At 69.3% G+C, this 20,970-nt stretch carries 21 protein-coding genes; 18 read left to right on the top strand and 3 right to left on the bottom strand.

The features are described 5' to 3' along the window. Positions 1-17 precede the first annotated feature (17 nt). The 9 genes from JOE30_RS16255 to trmD all read left to right on the top strand — a co-directional run bounded on the left by JOE30_RS16255 (position 18) and on the right by trmD (position 9,184). Positions 18-1,379 (top strand): ammonium transporter, encoded by a 1,362-nt coding sequence (locus JOE30_RS16255; protein ID WP_204867878.1) that lies wholly within the window; start codon positions 18-20, stop codon positions 1,377-1,379. A gap of 3 nt (positions 1,380-1,382) precedes the next feature. Then, a complete protein-coding gene (locus tag JOE30_RS16250) occupies positions 1,383-1,721 on the top strand; it encodes a P-II family nitrogen regulator (protein ID WP_027505009.1) in 339 nt (112 codons plus the stop codon). A gap of 56 nt (positions 1,722-1,777) precedes the next feature. Beyond that, positions 1,778-4,264 carry a [protein-PII] uridylyltransferase gene (locus JOE30_RS16245; RefSeq protein ID WP_204870466.1) on the top strand — a complete coding sequence of 829 codons (2,487 nt, stop codon included), beginning with the start codon at positions 1,778-1,780 and terminating at the stop codon, positions 4,262-4,264. 110 nt (positions 4,265-4,374) lie between these two features. Then, positions 4,375-5,943 (top strand): signal recognition particle protein, encoded by a 1,569-nt coding sequence (gene ffh, locus JOE30_RS16240; protein ID WP_204867875.1) that lies wholly within the window; start codon positions 4,375-4,377, stop codon positions 5,941-5,943. 31 nt (positions 5,944-5,974) lie between these two features. Next, entirely contained in the window at positions 5,975-7,039 is a 1,065-nt protein-coding gene (locus JOE30_RS16235; protein WP_204870465.1) for an amidohydrolase family protein, read from the top strand. Positions 7,040-7,233: 194 nt separating this feature from the next. Then, positions 7,234-7,695 carry a 30S ribosomal protein S16 gene (rpsP, locus tag JOE30_RS16230; protein WP_204867873.1) on the top strand — a complete coding sequence of 154 codons (462 nt, stop codon included), beginning with the start codon at positions 7,234-7,236 and terminating at the stop codon, positions 7,693-7,695. Positions 7,696-7,704: 9 nt separating this feature from the next. Beyond that, a complete protein-coding gene (locus tag JOE30_RS16225; RefSeq protein ID WP_027505019.1) occupies positions 7,705-7,947 on the top strand; it encodes an RNA-binding protein in 243 nt (80 codons plus the stop codon). Between the two features lie 8 nt (positions 7,948-7,955). Then, on the top strand, positions 7,956-8,501 hold the full coding sequence (gene rimM / locus JOE30_RS16220) for a ribosome maturation factor RimM (RefSeq protein ID WP_204867870.1): 546 nt from the start codon (positions 7,956-7,958) through the stop codon (positions 8,499-8,501). A gap of 2 nt (positions 8,502-8,503) precedes the next feature. Continuing rightward, positions 8,504-9,184 carry a tRNA (guanosine(37)-N1)-methyltransferase TrmD gene (trmD, locus tag JOE30_RS16215; RefSeq protein WP_204870464.1) on the top strand — a complete coding sequence of 227 codons (681 nt, stop codon included), beginning with the start codon at positions 8,504-8,506 and terminating at the stop codon, positions 9,182-9,184. Between the two features lie 9 nt (positions 9,185-9,193). On the opposite strand, the gene JOE30_RS16210 is transcribed toward trmD, so the two are convergent. Then, entirely contained in the window at positions 9,194-10,150 is a 957-nt protein-coding gene (locus tag JOE30_RS16210) for a serine hydrolase (protein ID WP_307806204.1), read from the bottom strand. 122 nt (positions 10,151-10,272) lie between these two features. Here JOE30_RS16210 and JOE30_RS16205 point away from each other — a divergent pair, with 122 nt between their 5' ends. From JOE30_RS16205 to JOE30_RS16180, 6 genes are all read left to right on the top strand, one after another. After that, on the top strand, positions 10,273-12,627 hold the full coding sequence (locus JOE30_RS16205) for a Tex family protein (RefSeq protein WP_204867868.1): 2,355 nt from the start codon (positions 10,273-10,275) through the stop codon (positions 12,625-12,627). Between the two features lie 65 nt (positions 12,628-12,692). Continuing rightward, a complete protein-coding gene (locus JOE30_RS16200) occupies positions 12,693-13,550 on the top strand; it encodes a hypothetical protein (RefSeq protein ID WP_204870462.1) in 858 nt (285 codons plus the stop codon). A 191-nt stretch (positions 13,551-13,741) separates the two neighbouring features. Continuing rightward, entirely contained in the window at positions 13,742-14,083 is a 342-nt protein-coding gene (gene rplS / locus JOE30_RS16195) for a 50S ribosomal protein L19 (protein ID WP_204867866.1), read from the top strand. Positions 14,084-14,195: 112 nt separating this feature from the next. Beyond that, positions 14,196-14,951, top strand: coding sequence for a signal peptidase I (lepB, locus tag JOE30_RS16190; protein WP_204867863.1), 756 nt, complete (start codon positions 14,196-14,198; stop codon positions 14,949-14,951). 11 nt (positions 14,952-14,962) lie between these two features. After that, positions 14,963-15,724: a ribonuclease HII gene (locus JOE30_RS16185; RefSeq protein WP_204867861.1), complete on the top strand. Its 762-nt coding sequence runs from the start codon at positions 14,963-14,965 to the stop codon at positions 15,722-15,724. 7 nt (positions 15,725-15,731) lie between these two features. Then, positions 15,732-16,037, top strand: coding sequence for a DUF2469 domain-containing protein (locus tag JOE30_RS16180; protein ID WP_027505026.1), 306 nt, complete (start codon positions 15,732-15,734; stop codon positions 16,035-16,037). A 1-nt stretch (position 16,038) separates the two neighbouring features. On the opposite strand, the gene JOE30_RS16175 is transcribed toward JOE30_RS16180, so the two are convergent. Beyond that, positions 16,039-16,341: a hypothetical protein gene (locus JOE30_RS16175; RefSeq protein ID WP_204867859.1), complete on the bottom strand. Its 303-nt coding sequence runs from the start codon at positions 16,339-16,341 to the stop codon at positions 16,039-16,041. A gap of 197 nt (positions 16,342-16,538) precedes the next feature. Here JOE30_RS16175 and JOE30_RS16170 point away from each other — a divergent pair, with 197 nt between their 5' ends. From JOE30_RS16170 to dprA, 3 genes are read left to right on the top strand one after another with little or no spacing between them, the layout of a single operon-like run. After that, complete coding sequence (locus JOE30_RS16170) at positions 16,539-16,895, top strand: YraN family protein (RefSeq protein ID WP_204867856.1); 357 nt, start codon at positions 16,539-16,541, stop codon at positions 16,893-16,895. Then, positions 16,895-18,406, top strand: a complete 1,512-nt coding sequence (locus JOE30_RS16165) for a YifB family Mg chelatase-like AAA ATPase (protein ID WP_204867854.1) — start codon at positions 16,895-16,897, stop codon at positions 18,404-18,406. Before JOE30_RS16170 ends, JOE30_RS16165 begins: the two co-directional genes overlap by 1 nt. Continuing rightward, positions 18,403-19,560 carry a DNA-processing protein DprA gene (gene dprA, locus JOE30_RS16160; protein ID WP_307806203.1) on the top strand — a complete coding sequence of 386 codons (1,158 nt, stop codon included), beginning with the start codon at positions 18,403-18,405 and terminating at the stop codon, positions 19,558-19,560. The genes JOE30_RS16165 and dprA overlap by 4 nt, the downstream gene beginning before the upstream one ends. Here dprA and JOE30_RS16155 read toward each other — a convergent pair. Further along, on the bottom strand, positions 19,480-20,826 hold the full coding sequence (locus JOE30_RS16155) for a DNA cytosine methyltransferase (protein ID WP_204867851.1): 1,347 nt from the start codon (positions 20,824-20,826) through the stop codon (positions 19,480-19,482). The genes dprA and JOE30_RS16155 overlap by 81 nt on opposite strands. Positions 20,827-20,970: the final 144 nt, after the last annotated feature.

Below are 20,970 nucleotides of genomic sequence, written 5' to 3'. Positions count from 1 at the left end.
GAAGGAGGAGGCTCAAGGTGGATTTTCCCACTATCGGTGCGCCCGACACCGGTGACACCGCATGGATGCTGACAAGCGCGGCATTCGTGTTGCTCATGGTTCCGGGTCTTGCATTCTTCTACGGCGGCATGGTCCGCGCGAAGAGCGTGCTGAACATGATCATGATGAGCATCAGCGCGATGGGCGTCGTCGGCGTTCTCTGGGTGCTGTACGGCTACTCGGTCACGTTCGGCGAGGACAAGGGCAACCTGATCGGTGACCCGTTCCAGTACTTCGGCCTGAAGGGTCTGATCGGCGGAACGTACCTCGCCTCCGAGGACGAGGCCGGTGTCCTCACCGATGCCGCGATCCCGCTCGTCGGCACCATCCCCGCGACCGTGTTCGTCTCCTTCCAGGCCATGTTCGCGATCCTGACGGTCGCGCTCATCTCCGGCGCGGTCGCCGACCGCATGCGCTTCGGACCGTGGCTGCTGTTCGCCGGACTGTGGGCGACCCTCGTCTACTTCCCGGTCGCGCACTGGGTCTTCTCCTTCGACGAGGTCACCACCACGACCGGCGGCTGGATCGCCAACAAGCTCGCCGCAGTCGACTTCGCCGGCGGTACCGCCGTCCACATCAACGCGGGTGCCGCGGGTCTGGTTCTCGCGATCATCCTGGGCAAGCGCAAGGGATGGCCGGGCACTCCGTTCCGCCCCCACAACCTGCCGTTCGTCATGCTGGGTGCCGGTCTCCTGTGGTTCGGCTGGTTCGGTTTCAACGCCGGTTCCGCCGTCGGCTCCAACGGCATCGCCGGTGCCACCTTCGTCACCACCATCGCGGCCACGGCCGCAGCCATGCTGGCGTGGCTCCTCACGGAGCGCATCCGTGACGGGCACGCGACGAGTCTCGGTGGTGCGTCGGGCATCGTCGCCGGACTCGTTGCCATCACCCCGGCCTGCTCCTCGGTCAACATCCTCGGTGCGCTCGTCATCGGCGTCGTCGCCGGTGTGCTCTGCGCACTGGCCGTCGGCCTGAAGTTCAAGTTCGGTTTCGACGACTCGCTCGACGTCGTCGGCGTCCACCTCGTCGGCGGTCTGGTGGGCACGCTGCTCGTCGGACTGGTCGCCACCTCCGAGGCACCGGCCGGTGTCGAGGGACTGTTCTACGGCGGCGGGTTCGACCAGCTGTGGCGTCAGGCAGTCGGTGCCGGTGCGGTGCTGCTCTACTCTCTGGTGGGTACGACCATCGTCGCGCTCATCGTCAAGTACACCGTGGGCCTCCGGATCGACGACGATGGTGAATCCATGGGAGCCGACGAATCGGAACATGCCGAGACCGCCTACGACTTTGCGGCACTCGGTGGGTCAACACTGGGACGCGTTCCCAGCAAGGAGGCGTGAGACATGAAGTTGATCACTGCAATCGTCAAGCCGTTCACTCTCGAGGACGTCAAGACGGCTCTCGAGCAGGCAGGCGTTCTCGGTATGACCGTGAGCGAGGTGCAGGGGTACGGCCGACAGAAGGGCCACACCGAGGTCTACCGCGGTGCCGAGTACTCCGTGGACTTCGTTCCCAAGGTGCGCGTCGAGGTCGTCGTGGACGATGCGGCCGTGGACAAGGTCGTCGAGGTGATCGTCGAGGCAGCCCGCACCGGCAAGATCGGTGACGGCAAGGTCTGGGTCTCGCCCGTGGAGGCCGTCGTGCGCGTGCGCACCGGCGAGCGTGGCTCCGACGCTCTGTAGTTCCCGTCGGTCCGGCCGCGGATCCGCCTCGTTCGACGGGGGGATCCGCGGCCGATCTGTTTCTCGGCGACACGACACCAGAAGGAGTGAGCCCCGTGGGAGGTTCCGAAGCAGCGGCGGATCTCGTCCGAGCGCGCGAGCAACTGCTCGCCGGCCAGGGCCGGAACCGACGACTGGACGCGACGGCGTTGCGCCAGGCGCTCGTCGATCTGCACGAGTTCTGGCTGACCACCAAGGGTTCCGAGGTGGGCATCAAGCCGGACAGCGGATTCGCCATCGTCGCCGTCGGCGGGCTGGGTCGCCGCGAGATGCTGCCGTACTCGGACCTGGACCTGGTGCTGTTGCACGACGATCTCGATCCGGCGCTCGTCAGCGGTGTGGCCGACCAACTCTGGTACCCGCTGTGGGACGCGCACATCAAGCTCGATCACAGTGTCCGCACGGTTCCGCAGGCTCTGGACGTGGCCGCCCACGACATGACCGCGGCCCTCGGTCTGCTCGACGCCCGACACATCGTGGGCGACGCCGAACTCAGTTCGATGTTGATCGACGGGATCCGGCGTCAGTGGCGCATCGGGATCCGCGATCGGTTCGATGAATTGCACGCGCTGACCCGCACTCGCTGGGGGCGTAGCGGCGAGATCGCCCACCGGGCCGAGCCCGATCTCAAGAGTGGACGCGGCGGACTGCGCGACGTGCAGCTGCTCGACGCGCTCTCCATCGCGCAGCTCACCGACGCGATGCCGGGTCTCGGGCCCGAATCACCGGGCGGTGGACTGGATGTCGCTCACCGGCGGATCCTCGACGTCCGTACCGAGCTGCACCGGGTGGCGGGCCGTGCCCGTGATCAGCTGCGAGCGCAGGACGCGGACGAGATCGCCGCCGCGCTCCGCATCGGTGATCGCTTCGATCTTGCACGCGTACTGAGTGATTCGGCGCGCACCATCGTCTACTCGACGGACGTGGGCCTGCGTACCGCCGCGAATGCCATACCGCGACGCGGACTCTCGCGGCTCCGCCGGGTACCTGTGCGTCGGCCCCTGGACGAGGGGGTCGTCGAGCACGCCGGCGAGGTGGTGTTGGCGCGGGACGCCCGCCCCAACAAGGATCCGGGACTGATCATGCGTGTCGCGGCGGCCTCCGCGGTGACCGGGATGCCGATGTCCGCGTCGACCCTGGGCCGGCTGTCCGACAGTGCTCCGGAACTGCGCGAGCCGTGGCCGAAGGAGGCACTCAACGACCTGCTGGTGGTCCTCGGCTCCGGTCGCCGCGCCATCGACGCGATCGAGGCTCTGGACCGGACGGGCCTGTGGGGGCGTCTGCTTCCCGAGTGGGGGGCGGTGCGCGACCTCCCGCCGCGCGACGCCGTGCACACCTGGACGGTGGATCGCCATCTCGTCGAGACCGCCGCGCACGCGAGTGGTTTCACCACCCGGGTCGCGAGGCCCGACCTGCTGGTCCTCGGGGCGTTGCTGCACGACATCGGCAAGGGCCGCGGGGGAGACCACAGCATCGTCGGCGCGGACCTGGCCACGCAGGTGGGCAAGCGGCTCGGTCTGTGGCCGTCGGACGTCCGGCTGCTCGAGGCGATGGTGCGCCACCATCTGCTCCTGCCGGACACCGCGACCCGACGCGACCTGGACGATCCCGCGACGGTGCAGCGGGTGGTCGACGCGCTGGACGGCGATCCGATCCTGCTCGAACTCCTGCACGCGCTGGCCGAGGCGGACTCGCTCGCGACAGGACCCGGTGTCTGGGGAGACTGGAAGTCCTCGCTCATCGGTGAGCTCGTGCGACGGTGCCGCATGATCATGGCCGGTGAATCGCTGCCGACGCCCGATCCGATCGACGCGGCGCTCGCGGCCCGGGCCTCCGAGGGCGGAGTCGACGTCGATCTGCAGCCGTCGGACAGTCCGCACACGTTCGAGGTGACGGTGACCGCCCCGGACAGGCTCGGCCTGCTGTCCAACGCGTCCGGCGTGCTCGCCCTGGCCGCGTTGCGAGTGCTGTCCGCGTCCGTGGTCAGCGCGAACGGATTCGCGGTCAACCGCTTCGTCGTCACACCCACCTTCGGAGCGCCGCCCCAGCCCGGCCTGCTGCGTCAGGAGCTCATCCGTGCACTCGACGGGGACCTCGACCTGCTCGCGCAACTCGACCTCAAGGAGGCCGGGGCGCGGATCGCCGCGTCGGACGACGATCTCGGAGCGCTCGACTCGGCGGAGGTGTTGCTGTACGCGCAGGCGCCGCCGCGGGTGCTGTGGTTCGACGGTCCGGACGGTGACTCCGTGATCGTCGAGGTCCGCGCCGAGGATCGGCTCGGGCTGCTGTGCCGGCTCTCGTCCGTCTTCGAGAAACACGGTGCCGACGTGCGCTGGGCCAAGGTCACCACCCGCGGATCCTCGGTGGTGGACGCGTTCTGCGTCGACACCAGCGGGGCGTCCGAGGGCGGCGCGAGTTCACGGGCTCAGCGCGAGGAGCTCGAGCGCGCGCTGCTGGCCGTCGTCCCCGCCCTGCGTCCGAAGGAGCCCGAGTCGGACGACTGAGGTACGCCGGGGGGACCCACGTGCCCCTCGGGCCGGGCCACCGCCGGGTCCGTCGACCGTTAGGCTGGTCGACGGAGTCTTCACTTCTCTCGCGATGTTCAGGAGTATCGGTGTTCGAATCACTGTCCGACAGATTGACCGGAAGCCTCAAGGATCTGAGAGGCAAGGGTCGGCTCTCGGGCGCCGACATCGATGCGGTGTGCCGCGAGATCCGCCTGGCACTGCTCGACGCCGACGTCGCACTGCCGGTCGTGCGCGCCTTCATCACCCGGATCAAGGAGCGCGCGAAGGGCGCCGAGGTCTCTGCTGCTCTCAATCCCGCGCAGCAGGTCGTCAAGATCGTCAACGACGAGCTCGTCGGCATCCTCGGCGGCGAGACCCGGCGTGTGGAGTTCGCGAAGAACCCGCCGACCGTCATCATGCTGGCCGGTCTGCAGGGCTCCGGTAAGACGACACTTGCGGGCAAGCTCGCCAAGTGGCTCAAGGACCAGAACCACACCCCGCTCCTCGTGGCCTGCGACCTCCAGCGCCCCGGTGCGGTGAGCCAGCTCCAGATCGTCGGCGAGCGTGCCGGCGCCGCGGTCTTCGCGCCGCATCCGGGGACGTCGATCGGCGGCGGCGAGAACGCCCTCGGTGTGACGGCGGCGGATCCGGTGGAGGTCGCTCGCGCCGGTGTCGCGGAGGCCAGGGCGAAGCAGTACGACGTCGTCATCGTCGACACCGCCGGTCGCCTGGGTATCGACAGCGAGCTCATGGCGCAGGCCGCGGGCATTCGCGACGCCACGTCGCCCGACGAGATCCTCTTCGTGCTCGACGCGATGATCGGCCAGGACGCCGTCAGCACGGCGCAGGCCTTCCAGGACGGTGTCGGCTTCACCGGCGTCGTGCTCACCAAGCTCGACGGTGACGCCCGCGGTGGTGCCGCTCTGAGCGTCCGCGAGGTCACCGGTCGACCGATCATGTTCGCGTCGACGGGCGAGAAGCTCGAGGACTTCGAGATCTTCCACCCGGATCGCATGGCGAGCCGCATCCTCGGCATGGGCGATTTGCTCAGCCTCATCGAGCAGGCCGAGACCGTCTTCGACGCGAAGCAGGCGGAGGACACCGCCGCGAAGATCGGGTCCGGCCAGCTGACGCTCGAGGACTTCCTCGAACAGATGATGGCGATCCGCAAGATGGGACCGATCGGCAACCTGCTCGGCATGCTGCCAGGTGCCGGTCAGATGAAGGACGCCCTCGCGTCGGTGGACGACAAGCAGCTCGACCGCGTGCAGGCCATCATCCGCGGTATGACACCCGCCGAGCGGGCCGATCCGAAGATGATCAACGCCTCCCGTCGTCTGCGCATCGCCAACGGTTCCGGTGTCAAGGTCTCCGACGTCAATCAGCTGGTCGACCGCTTCTTCGAGGCCCGCAAGATGATGGCGTCGATGGCCGGCCGCATGGGCATGCCCGGTGCGCGCAAGCAGGTGCAGCGCAGCAACAAGAAGGGCAAGAAGGGGAAGAAGGGCGGACGCGGACCCACACCGCCCAAGGGCGTGCGGGGAGGCTTCCCCGGTATGCCGGGCGGGATGCCCGCGGGGATGCCCGATCTGTCCTCGATGCCGAAGGGGCTCGACCAGCTTCCGCCGGGCCTCGAGGGCATCGACCTGTCGCAGCTGAAGCTCCCCAAGAAGTAGGGCGGAGCACGCGGTGCGCATCTCGCCGAGTCTGCATCTGCGCGGCGTCGTGCTGCCCGGCCAGGACGAGGTGGACGTCTGGGTGCGAGACGGTCTCGTCTCGCTGGATCCGGTTCCCGGTGCCACGACGGTGGGGCGGGGCGGCTGGATCGTTCCGGGCCTTGTCGACGCGCACTGTCACGTCGGTATCACGTACGGCGGCGGGCACGAGGATCACGACGGCACCGTCGCGCAGGCCACCACCGAGCGCGAGGTGGGTGCGCTGCTGCTGCGTGACGCGGGATCGCCCGTCGACACCCGCGCACTCGACGACCACGAGGATCTGCCGCGCATCATCCGCGCGGGTCGGCACATCGCGATGCCCAAGCGCTACATCCCCGGCCTCGCCGTCGATCTCGAGGACGAGTCGCAACTGCCCGAGGCCGTGGCTCAGCAGGCGCGCCTCGGCGACGGGTGGGTCAAGCTGGTCGGCGACTGGATCGACCGCGAGGTCGGCGATCTCGCACCGTTGTGGGACGACGCGGTCCTGCGCCGGGCCATCGACGCCGCCCACGCCGAGGGCGCTCGCGTGACGGCACACGTCTTCGGCGAGGACGCGCTTCCCGGGCTGATCGGTGCCGGCATCGACTGCATCGAACACGGCACCGGCCTGACCGACGAGACCATCGAGATGATGGTCGAGCACGGAACCGCGCTGGTGCCCACGCTCATCAACATCGAGACGTTCCCGTCGATCGCCGACTCGGCCACCCGCTATCCGCGCTACGCCGATCACATGCGCGACCTGCACGCCCGAGTGGCGGACACGGTGGGGCGCGCGCACGACGCCGGAGTCCCGATCTACGCGGGCACCGACGCGGGCGGCAGCATCGAGCACGGGCGGGTGGCCGACGAGGTGGCGGCGCTGGTGGGCGTGGGCCTGTCGCCGACCGACGCCCTGGGTGCGGCCAGTTGGACGGCGCGGCGGTGGCTCGGGCGTGCGGGCATCGAGCACGGCGCACCCGCGGATCTGGTGTTCTACTCCAGCGACCCACGAACCGGGCCGGACGTCCTGTCGGCGCCGGACGTGGTGGTGTTGCGCGGCCGGATCTGGTGACCGGGCTGGGATTATGACGCTCGCGCGGCGTCTGGCAGAATAAGGCGCTGTTCGCCCGTCTTCGGTTCCGTACCGAGCGGCGGTCACAACACCCATCCACCGCAAAACCGGGTGCGCATGCCGTGCGCATCGCTGAATTGCGCCGTGACCAGCGGTCGCGTCCTGCGACCACACCGAAAGAGGCTTCGTTTCACATGGCAGTCAAGATCAAGCTCACCCGTCTCGGCAAGATCCGCAACCCCCAGTACCGCGTCGTCATCGCCGACGCGCGCACCCGTCGCGGTGGCCGCGCCATCGAGACCGTCGGCAAGTACCACCCGAAGGAAGAGCCGTCGCTGATCGAGATCGATTCCGATCGCGTGCAGCACTGGCTGAGCGTGGGCGCACAGCCCACCGAGCCCGTCGAGGCACTCCTCAAGATCACCGGTGACTGGCAGAAGTTCAAGGGCCTCCCGGGCGCCGAGGGCACGCTCCGCGTCAAGGAGCCGAAGGCGTCCAAGCTGGACCTGTTCAACGCTGCGCTCGCCGCCGCCGACAACGAGCCCGTCGCCGAGGCCACCACGCCGAAGAAGAAGAAGGCCGCCAAGGCCGACGACGCCGAGAGCGCACCGGCAGACGAGACCGCCGACGCCACCGCCGAGTCCACCGAGAAGTAGGACCCACCTGTGAGCACCATGGTCGCCGACGCCGTCGAGCATCTGGTTCGCGGCATCGTGTCCAACCCGGACGACGTTCGTGTCGAGATGATCACCGGTCGCCGTGGCCGGACCGTCGAGGTGCACGTGCACCCCGACGATCTGGGCAAGGTCATCGGCCGTGGCGGTCGTACCGCCACCGCGCTCCGTACCCTCGTCTCGGGTATCGGCGGCCGTGGGATCCGTGTCGACGTCGTCGACACCGATCGCTGATCACCGACGTGGAGCTCGTCGTGGGCCGCGTGGCCAAGTCGCACGGCATCAAGGGCGAGGTCGTCGTGGAGGTCCGCACGGACGATCCCGACGAGCGGTTCGCTCCCGGATCCGTCCTGCACGGCCGCGCGCGGCGCGACAACAGCACGACCGACTACACGGTGGAAGCCGCCCGGGAGCACTCCGGGCGGCTTCTGCTGCGTCTGAAGGGAATCGACGATCGTGGTACCGCCGACGCGATGCGCGGCACCCTGTTCGTCGTCGATACCGCGGACCTGCCCCCGTCCGACGATCCGGACGAGTTCTACGACCACGAGCTCGAGGGGATGACGGTGCAGTTCGCTCCGGGTCACGAGTCGGTGGGCACGGTGATCGGCACGGTCAGCGAGGTGCTGCACTCCGCTGCGGGGGAGTTGCTGTCGATCACACCGGCCGACGAGACCGTCGGCCGCGAACTGCTCGTCCCGTTCGTGTCCGCGATCGTGGTGTCGGTCTCCCGCGAGACGCGGATCGTCGATATCGACCCGCCCGAAGGGCTTCTGGACGGCGAGTGACCATGCGTATCGACGTGGTGACGATCTTCCCCGAGTACCTCGAGCCCATGCGTACCGCGCTGCTGGGCAAGGCCGTGCAGAACGGTCTGGTGACCCTCGGGGTCCACGACCTCCGGAACTGGACCCACGACGTGCACAAGGCGGTCGACGACTCGCCCTACGGCGGCGGCCCCGGCATGGTCATGAAGCCGACGGTGTGGGGAGACGCGTTGGACGACGTCATGCGCGACGCCGATCCGATCCTGGTGGTGCCCACGCCCGCCGGAGTGCCCTTCACCCAGCGCACCGCCGAGAGATGGTCACGCGAGGATCATCTGGTGTTCGCGTGCGGTCGCTACGAAGGCATCGATCAGCGGGTCTTCGACGACGCGGCGACGCGGGTGCGCGTCGAGGAGGTCAGCATCGGGGACTACGTGCTCATCGGCGGCGAGGCCGCGGTGCTGGTGATGACCGAGGCCGTGACGCGGCTGCTGCCCGGCGTCCTGGGCAATCAGCTCTCGCACCAACAGGACTCGTTCTCCGACGGTCTCCTCGAGGGGCCGGGCTACACCAGGCCGGCCACGTGGCGTGGCCTGGACGTGCCGCCGGTCCTGTTGTCCGGCAACCATTCCCGCATCGAACAATGGCGGCGCGAACAGTCGCTCGAGCGTACCGCTCAGCGCCGGCCCGACCTCCTGCCCTGACGCGGCCTCTCAGGCGACGACCCCGGTGGGGAACAAGATCTTCAGCGCGCCGGTGACGGTGACGCGCGCATGCTTGGCGCCGTCGTCGTCGGTCACCGCGGTGTCGGCCGTCGTCTCCGCGCTGCCGCCGTCCGCGCCGTACCAGGGATCCTCCCGCGAGAGCACCGCCACCACGTAGCGCTCACCTTCTCCGACGAACCCCGTGCTCAGATGGATCCATCGTCCGTCGACACAGCACATCCAGCCCTGCTTGACCCCGCGCACCGTCTCGCCGGGGAGTGCCCGGGGGATTCCGAAGGTCTGGGGATAGCCGTCCGCCCCCTCGGGGGTGAAGGCCTCGAGGTCTCCGACGACGGTCGCGCGGTCCGCCGGGTTCAGTCCGCCGGTGCCGTCGAGGACGGCGTCGTAGTACCGCACCAGGTCCGCTGCGGTGGTGCGGGTGTTCCACCAGATCCCGTCCGCCGACGCGACGGTGGCGGGCAGGCCGTAGCGGCCGGCGACGCGTCCCACGACGTCGGATCCACCGGCGGCGTCCCACAGGACCTGTGCCGCACTGTCGTCCGACGACGAGAGCATCGGCGCGATGAGGGCGCGGGACTCGTCGTCGAGGGCGAACTCGCCGCGCGACGAGCGGTAGAGCAGATCGTCGGCGATGAACAACTTGACCACCGACGCCGTCTCGATCGGGTCGTTGTCACCGGAACCCATGTACGTCCCGGTCTCCCGGTCGAGGAAGCCGATGGAGAGCGTGGCGCCGCGCGCGGCCGCGCCGTCGAGCGCCTGCTGCAGGCGGCCGGTGAGGTCCGGTGCCATCGGCATCTCGGGTTCGGGGAACTCCGGTGCGACCGGGACCGTCGTCGCGGCCGGTTCGACCGGCTGCGCGCAGGCCGCCGCCATCGTGGTGGCGAGCGCCACCGCCGCCATCATGGTGGAGGCTCGCCGCAGTCGCGCCGAGAGAGTTGTCACGTGACTACCGTTCTGTCATCGGGTGCCCCCGCATTCGAGAGTGGACGTACCGGGCGCGTCGGCGCTCGGAACCCGGAGCGGCACCGTCACTCCACGGTACCGGCGCGGTAGGGTCCATCGCCGTGACGACCGCTGTGAAATCTGTCAATCGCCGGATCGCTGAGGAACTGGACGTCGCGGAGGAGCGCGTACGCGCCGCCGTGGACCTGCTCGACGGGGGCGCGACGGTGCCGTTCATCGCGCGCTACCGCAAGGAGGTCACGGGCACGCTCGACGACACCCAGCTGCGCACGATCGACGAGCGGCTGCGATACCTGCGCGAGCTCGACGAGCGCCGCGCCGCGATTCTCGAGTCCATCCGCTCGCAGGGCAAGCTCGACGACGCGCTCGAGGACTCGATCATGCTTGCGGACACCAAGGCGCGTCTCGAGGACATCTACCTCCCGTTCAAACCGAAGCGCCGCACCAAGGCGCAGATCGCGCGCGAGGCCGGCCACCAGCCCGTGGCGGACGCCCTGCTGTCCGATCCGACCACCGATCCGACGTCCTTCGACGACGAGCAGCTCGCCGGTGCGCGCGCGATCCTCGTCGAGCACTTCGCCGAGGACGCCGACCTCGTCGGGTCGCTGCGCGAGCTGATGTGGACCCGCGGCCGATTGACCTCCGCCGTGCGACCGGGCAAGGAGACGGACGGTGCGAAGTTCTCCGACTACTTCGCGTTCTCCGAGTCCTTCACCTCCGTTCCGTCCCACCGCGTGCTGGCAGTGCTGCGCGGCGAGAAGGAGGAAGTGCTCTCCCTGACGATGGATCCGGAGCCGAACTCCGACGAACCCGCACCCGGTAACGCGTCGGTGTACGAGACCCGGATCGCGGCGCGCTTCGGTATCGGCGACCACGGCCGTGCGGCCGACCGGTGGCTGCTCGACACGGTGCGGTGGGCATGGCGGACCAAGCTGCTGGTCAGCCTGGGCATCGACACCCGCATGCGCCTGCGACAGTCCGCGGAGGAGCGCGCGGTCGACGTCTTCGCCTCCAATCTCAAGGATCTGCTGTTGGCGGCTCCCGCCGGCAGTCGCACCACCATGGGCCTCGACCCCGGGTTCCGCACAGGCACCAAGGTCGCGATCGTGGACCCGACCGGCAAGGTGCTCGCGTACGACACCATCTATCCGCACAAGCCGCAGGGCAAGTGGAACGAGGCGCTCGCCACGTTGGCCGCACTGGCGGCGAAGCACCGTGTCGATCTGGTGGCCATCGGCAACGGCACCGCGTCGCGCGAGACCGACGCGCTGGCGGCGGAGCTCATCGCGAAGTATCCGGACGCGAAGCTCACCAAGGCGATGGTCTCCGAGGCCGGCGCCTCCGTGTATTCCGCGTCCGCCTACGGGTCGCGCGAACTGCCCGATCTCGACGTCTCGATCCGCGGCGCGGTCTCCATCGCCCGTCGGTTGCAGGATCCCCTCGCGGAACTGGTGAAGATCGACCCGAAGTCGATCGGCGTGGGGCAGTACCAGCACGACGTCTCGGAATCGATGCTGGCGCGGTCCCTGGGCGCCGTCGTCGAGGACGCGGTGAACGCGGTCGGTGTCGACGTCAACACCGCGAGTGTGCCGCTGCTCGCGCGCGTCTCCGGCGTGGCCACCACGCTCGCCGAGTCGATCGTCGCGCACCGCGACGAGAACGGCCCCTTCCGGTCCCGATCCGCGCTGCAGAAGGTTCCGCGGCTCGGGCCCAAGGCCTTCGAGCAGTGCGCAGGGTTCCTCCGCATCACCGACGGCGACGACCCCCTCGACCGGTCGAGCGTGCACCCCGAGGCGTATCCCGTCGTGCGCCGCATCGTCGACAGGGCGGGCGTGGGGGTCCGTGAGGTGATCGGCAACGAGCGGGTGCTGCGGTCTCTGCGTCCGCAGGAGTTCGTCGACGACCGATTCGGACTCCCGACCGTCACCGACATCCTGTCCGAGCTCGAGAAGCCCGGCCGCGATCCGCGTCCGGAGTTCGCCACCGCCACCTTCGCGGCCGGTGTCGAGAAGGTCGCCGACCTCGAACCGGGCATGGTGCTCGAGGGAGTGGTGACCAACGTGGCGGCCTTCGGAGCCTTCGTCGACGTGGGTGTGCACCAGGACGGACTCGTCCACGTCTCGGCGATGTCCGACCGCTTCGTCTCGGACCCGCACGACGTCGTCAAGTCCGGACAGGTCGTTCGCGTGAAGGTCATGGAGGTCGACCTGCCGCGCCAGCGCATCGGCCTGTCCCTGCGACTGAACGACGAGATCGGCGGCACTGCAGCGGCATCGGCCTCACGCGGCGGGGACGGTCGGCCGCAGGGCGGGCAGCGCAGCGGGTCGGGAGGCCAGGGCGCCCGGAACCGGCAGAAGACCGGAGCCGGACCGCGCAAGGGAGCGCAGTCCTCGGCACCGGCCGCGGCAACGGGATCGATGGCCGATGCCCTGCGGAAGGCGGGCTTCGGAAAGTAGAGGGTGTCGCGGCGGCGCGGATAGACTTCCTCGTCACAGGACAGGCACGGCAGGAAGGCGCTGTGATGGAGCGGTGGATGCACCACGTCTCCGACGAGGGGCGCATTCCGCTGCTGTTCTTTCTCGTCGGGTTCATCGCCGGGTTCGTCTTCATCCGGTTCAGCGTCCGCATGATCCGCGCGCAGGTGTCCTGGTGGCCGGGCAACGTCACGCCGGGCGGGCACCACGTGCATCACGTCGTGTTCGGTGTGGTCGCCATGCTGGTCTCGGGCATCGCGATGATCACCGTGTACGTCGACGGCACCCAGACCACGGGCGCGGCGCTCGCGGCGTTCTTCGGTGTCGGTGCGGCACTGGTGCTCGACGAGTTCGCGCTCATCTTCTATCTGGAGGACGTGTACTGGGCCGAGCAGGGCCGCACCTCCGTCGACGCGGTCTTCGTCGCCGTGGCGGCCACCGTCATGCTGCTGTTCGGTCTCAAACCGCTGGAGTTCTTCGACGTTGCCGGCTTCCGTGACGATCCCAGCGTCGCGGTGCGGAGCATCATCGTCGTCCTGGCTGCGCTCAACCTCCTTCTCGCCGCGATCGTCCTCGCGAAGGGCAAGATCTGGACCGGGCTCGCCGGGCTCTTCTTCCTGCCGCTGCTCGTGATCGGTGCCATCCGGATCGGCCGGCCGGGGTCACCCTGGGCGCGCTGGCGCTACACCAGACGCCCGCGGCGGATGGAGAAAGCCCTGCGGCGCGAGCGCAACCTGCGCCGTCCCGTCGTCCGAGCGAAGATCTGGATGCAGGACGCCATCGCGGGCACGCCCGACGTCGCGCACGTGCGCGCCGCGGCCGAGGACGAACTCGATCGCATCGTCGTTCCGGCGCCGGCGCCGGGGGAGTCGCGCCCTGATCGCGAGCCGGTCGGTGCGGGCTGATCCGGCCGATTTCGTCGGCCACCGGTTCTCTGGCACAATCGTGGGGTTGCCTGACACCGGGCGTGCTACCTGCATGCCCGGCAACCGGTGGACACCTATTCGGAGTACGAACCAGTCGAGCGTCGACGGCATCCGCCGACGGCAGCCGCTCGGGTCCTCTGCTCGAGATCTCGTCACAGCAAGGATGAACCATGAACACCCTGGATTTCCTGGACAAGCAGTCGCTGCGTAGCGACATTCCCGAGTTCCGACCGGGCGACACACTGAACGTGCACGTGAAGGTCATCGAGGGCTCCAAGGAGCGCGTGCAGATCTTCAAGGGCGTCGTCATTCGGCGTCAGGGTGGCGGCATCCGCGAGACCTTCACGGTCCGCAAGGTGTCCTTCGGCGTCGGCGTGGAGCGCACCTTCCCCGTCCACACCCCGAACATCGCCCAGATCGACGTGCTGACCCGCGGTGACGTGCGTCGCGCGAAGCTGTACTACCTGCGCGAGCTGCGCGGCAAGAAGGCCAAGATCAAGGAGAAGCGCTGATCTTCGGCGTTCCACTCGCTGGACGGCCGGACACAGGGGATTCGTTCCCCGGTGTCCGGCCGTTCTGCGTCCCGGCCGTTCTGCACCGCGGCGCTGCCGCTAATCTTGACCCGTGACGGACGAGCGCGCGGGCGACGACAACGACGAGGCGCAGCGAACCAAGAAGCCACGGTCCTTCTGGCGTGAGCTCCCGATTCTCATCCTGGTCGCTCTGGTGCTCAGCTTCCTGTTGCAGACCTTCGTCGCGAGGGTGTATCTGATCCCCTCGGAATCGATGGAGCCGACCCTGCACGGCTGCAACGGTTGCACCGGTGACCGCATCGTCGTGGAGAAGATCGGGTACCGCTTCGGCGATCCGACAGCCGGTGACGTCATCGTCTTCCGCGGACCGCCGTCCTGGGACGGCGACTACGTCTCCACGCGGTCGTCCAACGTCGTCGTCCGCGGCGCTCAGGAACTCGGATCCCTCGTCGGCCTGGTCGCGCCGGACGAGAACGATCTGGTCAAGCGTGTCATCGCCACCGGCGGTCAGACCGTCGAGTGCTGCGACGAGCAGGGGCGCGTTCTCGTCGACGGCACGCCGCTCGACGAGCCGTACATCACCATGGACTTCGACTTCGTCCCCGGCACGCTCACGTGCGACACGCCTATTCGTTCCGGGCGGTGTTTCGGGCCGGTCACCGTGCCCGAGGGCAACGTGTGGGTCATGGGTGACAACCGCAGCAACTCCGCCGACTCGCGCTTCCACGTCGCCGACGAACTGCAGGGAACCATCCCGCTGGACAACGTGATCGGCAAGGCGCAGGCCATCGTGCTGCCCCCCGGTCGCTGGGGTCTCATCGACGATCCGGACATCCAGGGGCAGTGAGTTCGGGGCCAATGAAGTCGACCACCCCGAGATCGACGACCACACGGCTCTCCCGGACGTCGTGGCCGCCGCGCACCGTCATCCGGCGTGCGGGTGGCATGCGCACCATGGAGTCGGCCCTTCTCCGGTCGGGTCTCGGGCCCGTGGCGGGCGTGGACGAAGCGGGTCGTGGCGCCTGTGCAGGCCCGCTGGTCATCGCCGCGTGCATTCTGGGCGATCGCGCCCGCGCCGCGCTGGACCTTCTGGACGACTCGAAGAAGTTGAGTGAGAAGATGCGGGAGTCGTTGTTCCCGAAGGTGATTCGCTGGGCGACGGCTTACTCGATCGTCACCGTCCCCGCCGCCGAGATCGATCGCATCGGCATCCACGTCGCGAACATCGAGGGCATGCGCCGCGCCGTGGCCGGACTGTCGGTCGACCCCGGGTACGTCCTGACCGACGGTTTTCGGGTGCCCGGGCTCCCGGCGCCGTCACTTCCCGTGATCGGTGGCGACGCCACCGCGGCCTGCATCGCTGCCGCGAGCGTGCTCGCCAAGGTGCACCGCGACCGCATCATGCGCTCACTCGACAGAGACATTCCCGGCTACGACTTCTCCGTGCACAAGGGCTACAACACGACGCTGCACACGGACGCCCTCGCCCGTCTCGGGGCGAGCCGGGAGCACCGTCGCTCGTGGTCGAACGTCGCCTGCCTCGAGGACGCCGGCGCCGCACCGACGGCGTCGCCGCAGGAGCGGGGTCGATGGGAACGCGAGGGCGCCGATGCGCGATGATGGCGGCATGAGTGCCGAGGATCTCGAGAAGTACGAAACCGAGATGGAACTGTCGCTGTACCGGGAGTACCGCGACATCGTCGGCCAGTTCACCTACGTGGTGGAGACCGAGCGACGCTTCTATCTAGCGAACTCGGTGGAGATGATCCCGCGGAACGCGGACGGCGAGATCTACTTCGAGGTGCGGATGTCCGATGCATGGGTGTGGGACATGTACCGACCCGCGCGCTTCGTCAAGCACGTCCGGGTGATCACGTTCAAGGACGTCAACATCGAGGAACTCGACAAGCCGGATCTCAGACTGCCGGAGTGAGTCAGCGCTGATCCGTTCCCAGGATGCGCGCGTTGAGGTGCCACCCCTCGTAGCCGTCGTCCACACCGCCGCGCTGGTCGTGCTCGATCGACGCGCGGGGAATGGACAGGATGCGCGCCGTCCGTAGCGCCCACGAGTAGTCGCCGCACCCCACCTCCCTGGTCGATTCCCGCCCCAGCGCATCGTTCGACGTCCAGAGCAGCGCATAGGGGTGAGCGGGCCGCCGATCGTCCGGCACCCGGCGGAGAAGGAACTCACTGCCGGACGGCGTCCCGCTCGCCGACGAGTCGCGTGCAGTGTTCATGACCCGATCATCGCAAACCCCGCGGCCGAGCGCCGCGCAACAGGGAGTTTCGGTGGCCCTCATCCCCGGGTCGATCGTCATCCCCGGGATTTCTGCGGCCGCAGGTCGGCGGCCCGGCACGGTCGCCGCGTGCCTGCACAGTCGTGCTTCGACACCGGATGTGCCCACCACCGGGCACCGGGTCGGCGAGGGGAGCCATGGCGACGAACGCGGAAATGGGCAGAGCGGGCGAGGAGGCTGCCGCGTCGTATCTGACGACGGTGGGTCTGTGCATTCTCGACCGGAACTGGCGGTGCCGGCACGGCGAGGTCGACATCATCGGCGTGGACGGTGACACCATCGTGTTCGTCGAGGTGAAGACCCGCTCCGGCGACGGGTACGGCACACCGGCCGAGGCGGTCACGCCGGCGAAGGCGCAGCGCATCCACCGGCTGGCCGGGCTGTGGCTCGCCGAACGGTCCGGTCCGTGGGTGCCGGTGCGGTTCGACGTCGTGGAGGTCGTGATCGCCGACGGCCGGGGGCCTCTGCTCTCGCATCTGAGGGCGGCGTTCTGATGGCGCTGGGACGGACGTTCTCGGTCGCCGTCACGGGCATCGACGGCATCCTGGTGGAGATCGAGGCCGACGTGGGGCGGGGCCTGCCGGGCGTGCACGTCGTCGGACTCCCCGATGCGGCGCTGCAGGAGTCACGGGACCGAGTGCGGGCCGCGGTGAACAACTCCGGCCAGAGCTGGCCCGCGTCCAAGGTGGTGCTCGCGCTGTCGCCGGCGACGCTCCCGAAGGTGGGATCCGTGTACGACCTGGCGCTGGCGTGCGCGGTGCTCGGCGCCGCCAAGGTGGTGCCGCCGGGTCTGTTGGCCTCGACGGTGCTGGTGGGCGAGCTGGCACTCGACGGCCGGGTGCGCAGCGTGCGCGGGGTCCTTCCCGCCGTGCTCGCCGCACGCGGAGCGGGATGGACCCGAGTGGTGGTGCCGCAGGACAGCCTCGCCGAGGCGGGCCTGGTGGGCGGGATCGAGGTCCTCGGAGCCGCACACCTGCGACAGGTGATCGAGTGGCTCTCGCACCGGTGCACTCTGCCGGAACCGATGCCGATCCGGCCGGGTCCGGAGCCCCGGTACGGCGATCTCGCCGACGTGGTCGGACAGTCCGAGGCGCGCTGGGCTCTCGAGGTCGCGGCCGCCGGCGCACACCATCTGATGTTCACGGGCCCGCCCGGCATCGGCAAGACGATGCTGGCGGGTCGGCTGCCCGGCCTGTTGCCGCCGCTGACGGAGGGTCAGGCACTGGAGGTGACGGCGGTGCACTCCGTCGCCGGGACGCTCACGGCGGAGTGCCCGTTGATCACCACCGCCCCGTTCATCGCGCCGCATCACACCACCTCGGTGGCGGCCCTGGTGGGCGGCGGGAGCGGCATGGCGCGGCCGGGTGCGGTGAGTCGGGCACACCACGGCGTGCTCTTCCTGGACGAGTGCGCCGAGATGTCGGTGCGCGTGCTCGAGGCACTGCGCACCCCGCTCGAGGACGGTGAGGTGCGCATCGCGCGGCGCGACGGGGTCGCCCGTTATCCCGCTCGCTTCCAGCTGGTGCTGGCGGCCAATCCGTGTCCGTGCGCCTCGCCGCGGACCGCCGACTGCGTGTGTGCGCCGAACGCCCGTCGGCGCTACCTCGGCAAGCTGTCCGGACCACTGCTCGACCGGGTGGACCTGCGGCTGTCGATGCAGCCCGCGGCGACGGGGATGTTGACCGACGATGTGGGGGAGACCACCGAGGTGGTGCGGGGCAGAGTGACGGCAGCGCGGCAGGCGGCGGCGGAACGGTGGTCCGAGTTCGGCTGGCAGACCAATGCCGAGGTGCCCGGATCGGCACTGCGACAGCGATTCCGGCTGGAACGAGAAGCGTTGATCCCGATCGAACGGGCGCTGCGCCGCGGCGGTATCACGGCCCGGGGTGCAGACCGCATCCTGCGGTTGGCATGGACGCTCGGCGACCTCGAGGGGCGGATGTCTCCGGGACCCGAGTGCGTGGCGTCGGCGATGAGTTTTCGCGAGCAGGGGAGTGGTGTGTGAGCACAGCGAGAAATCCGGAGACCCTGGCGTGGGCGTACGTCTCGACGGTGGTGCAGGGGCCGTCGCGCGCCGTCGAACAGCTCATCGCCTCGCGCGGAGTGGTGGACGCCGCGGCGACGATGCGCACCGGGGACGTGCCGAAGGCCGTGTGGGACCGCGTGTCGGCGCGGGCGCATCTCGACACCGCCGCGGCCGGCCTCGACCTGATGGCCGCGATGGACGGCCGGCTGGTGGTGCCGTCGGACGAGGAGTGGCCGGCGTGGCGATTCCTCGGATTCGAGCGGCCGGACGGGGCGCTGCCCACTCGCGACGGCGGTGCGCCACTGGCGTTGTGGGTGGTGGGTCCGGCGCCGGTGGCGCCGTCCACGGAGCGGGCGGTGGCCGTGGTGGGAACGCGCGCGGCGACGAGCTACGGAGAGCACGTGACGGGTGAGATCGCGGGAGACCTTGCCGTGGACGGGTGGACGGTGGTGTCCGGCGGCGCGTACGGCATCGACGGCGCGGCGCATCGCGCCGCGCTGGGCGTGGGCGGCTGCACGGTGGCGGTGCTGGCGTGCGGCGTCGACCGGGCGTACCCGGCGGGGCACGAGCGTCTGCTGCGGAGAGTGTCGGAGACGGGTGCGGTGGTGTCGGAGTATCCGCCGGGCACACCACCCGCCCGGTACCGCTTCCTCTCCCGCAACAGGCTTGTGGCCGCACTGTGCGACGGCGTGGTCGTGGTCGAGGCGGGGTGGCGCAGCGGGGCGCGCAACACGGCGTCGTGGGCACGGGCACTGGGGCGACCGGTCATGGCGGTACCGGGGCCGGTGACGTCCGCGTCGTCGACGGGGTGCCATCGGATGATCCGCGAGGGCGAAGCGCGTCTGGTGACGGGCGCGCGGGACGTGGTCGCCGAGGCGGGTGCGGTGGGTGCGGGAGTCGAGGACGACGACGACCGGGACGCTCTGTTCGGCCGCGATCTCGATCGCCTGCCGCAGACTCCCGCCCGCGTGCTCGACGCGTTCCCGGCCTCGGGAGCTCGCACGGTGCAGCAATTGTCCGTGGACTCCGGCGTGCCCGTGTCGGCGGTGCGGTCAGCGCTGGTGGTCCTCGAGATCGAGGGACACGCCGGCCGCGACGAGACGGGATGGGTGCGCGTCGATAAAGTCCGATGAGGGCTGTGTCGGAACCAGATCCGCCGAGCGCAGGTCCTCGGGTCGCAGGGAGGTGCCGGGCAGGATCGCGTCGCGCAGGTCCGGCCTGACCCCGCTGATGATCCAGGTGCACAGCGCGGCGAGCTGAGCGGACACGAGCGGCGGTACCGCGTCCCCGATGTGGCGGTACATGTTCGACAGCGATCGCGCCCGGAACACGTAGTCGTCCGGAAAACCGTTCAGCAGGGCCAATTCTCGCACCGTGCACAGCCGGTCCTGCTCGGGATGGGTGTAGCGGCCGTTGCCGAAGTGGGCGCACTCCCGTTTGACGGTGGGCGCGGGACGGTCCCACCACAGTCGGCCGTAGACGTCGGGGTGCGACCCCAGGCGCCCGGCGGCGACGAGGCGCTGCATCGCGGGCGTCAGATGGTCGTCGCCGCCGGGGGTGGACCTGAGGTCGAGCCAGGATCCGCCGTCGTGGGGAAGGGCGTGGAGGCGGCGGCGGGTCGACTCACGACCGATGCTGGGCGACAGGTGCATCGGATCATCGGGCGCGGTCTCGCCCGCCTCGACGTGGGGCAGGTGGCCGATCGCGCGGCGCACCGTGATCGCCTCCGGCGCGATGGTCGTGCCTTCCCACAATTCGGCGAGAGTGTGCATTTCGTGATCGCGCCGCACTGCGACGACCAGGGATCTCTCGCGTCGTTGCGGCAGGCCGACCGAGCTGAGCATGTGCACCGAGGCGTCGACGTCGTAGCCGAGACGATCCAACCGCAGAGCCAACGCGTCGAGATGACCACGGAAATTACCGCCGACCAATTCTCGTGCGTTTTCCATGACGAGCACGATCGGGCGCAGAGCTTCGACGGCGTCGGCGACGCGGGCCACCAACGAATTGCGTGGATCGTCGGTGAGATGATTTCGAGGATTTGCACGGGAGAAGCCGGTGCACGGCGGGCACGCGCTGAGTACGTCGAGTGGTCGTCCGTTCAGACGCGGTGCAAAGAGTTGCGCCAACTCGGCCCCGGTGACAGCGGAAAGATCCACTGCGTGCGGCACCGTTCCGATATTCGCTTCGTAGGACCCATTGCATTCGAGAGATCCGCGCGCACTGCTCGGTTTACCCAGTTGTGCGTCCGCAGCGCCGACGACCTCGAACGCGCCGTGTCGTACGAAGCCGCAACTCATTCCGCCCGCACCACTGAAGAGATCGACGAAGGTCAGCGAACCGTACGGTCTCGTCGTCGACGACGCGGCACGCGTTTCCGAGAAACCCTGTGCGGTCATCCGTGAACCCTTCGTGGCCGACGTCGACGGGAGTGGCCGCGTCGCGTGTGTTCGTCACAGTACCGGCGCCCGCGCCAGGGCCGTTCGTGCCGTGCCGGTCGCGGATGACAGGTCGTCGAATTCGCGACCCGGCTGTCGTGATTC

It is taken from the genome of Rhodococcus sp. PvP016 (assembly GCF_017832185.1).
In the GTDB taxonomy this organism is placed as follows: domain Bacteria; phylum Actinomycetota; class Actinomycetes; order Mycobacteriales; family Mycobacteriaceae; genus Rhodococcoides.
Note: the sequence above shows the minus strand (reverse complement) of the source record. Positions and strands in the feature narration are given on the sequence as shown.

What these genes read in the sequence shown, in the direction of transcription:
- JOE30_RS16250 (WP_027505009.1), top strand. Translation starts at nt 1,383, where the DNA reads ATGAAGTTGATCACTGCAATCGTCAAGCCGTTCACTCTCGAGGACGTC.
- rpsP (WP_204867873.1), top strand. Translation starts at nt 7,234, where the DNA reads ATGGCAGTCAAGATCAAGCTCACCCGTCTCGGCAAGATCCGCAACCCC.
- trmD (WP_204870464.1), top strand. Translation starts at nt 8,504, where the DNA reads ATGCGTATCGACGTGGTGACGATCTTCCCCGAGTACCTCGAGCCCATG.
- JOE30_RS16200 (WP_204870462.1), top strand. Translation starts at nt 12,693, where the DNA reads ATGGAGCGGTGGATGCACCACGTCTCCGACGAGGGGCGCATTCCGCTG.
- rplS (WP_204867866.1), top strand. Translation starts at nt 13,742, where the DNA reads ATGAACACCCTGGATTTCCTGGACAAGCAGTCGCTGCGTAGCGACATT.
- JOE30_RS16185 (WP_204867861.1), top strand. Translation starts at nt 14,963, where the DNA reads ATGAAGTCGACCACCCCGAGATCGACGACCACACGGCTCTCCCGGACG.
- JOE30_RS16180 (WP_027505026.1), top strand. Translation starts at nt 15,732, where the DNA reads ATGAGTGCCGAGGATCTCGAGAAGTACGAAACCGAGATGGAACTGTCG.
- JOE30_RS16175 (WP_204867859.1), bottom strand. Translation starts at nt 16,341, where the DNA reads ATGAACACTGCACGCGACTCGTCGGCGAGCGGGACGCCGTCCGGCAGT.
- JOE30_RS16170 (WP_204867856.1), top strand. Translation starts at nt 16,539, where the DNA reads ATGGCGACGAACGCGGAAATGGGCAGAGCGGGCGAGGAGGCTGCCGCG.
- JOE30_RS16165 (WP_204867854.1), top strand. Translation starts at nt 16,895, where the DNA reads ATGGCGCTGGGACGGACGTTCTCGGTCGCCGTCACGGGCATCGACGGC.
- JOE30_RS16155 (WP_204867851.1), bottom strand. Translation starts at nt 20,826, where the DNA reads ATGACCGCACAGGGTTTCTCGGAAACGCGTGCCGCGTCGTCGACGACG.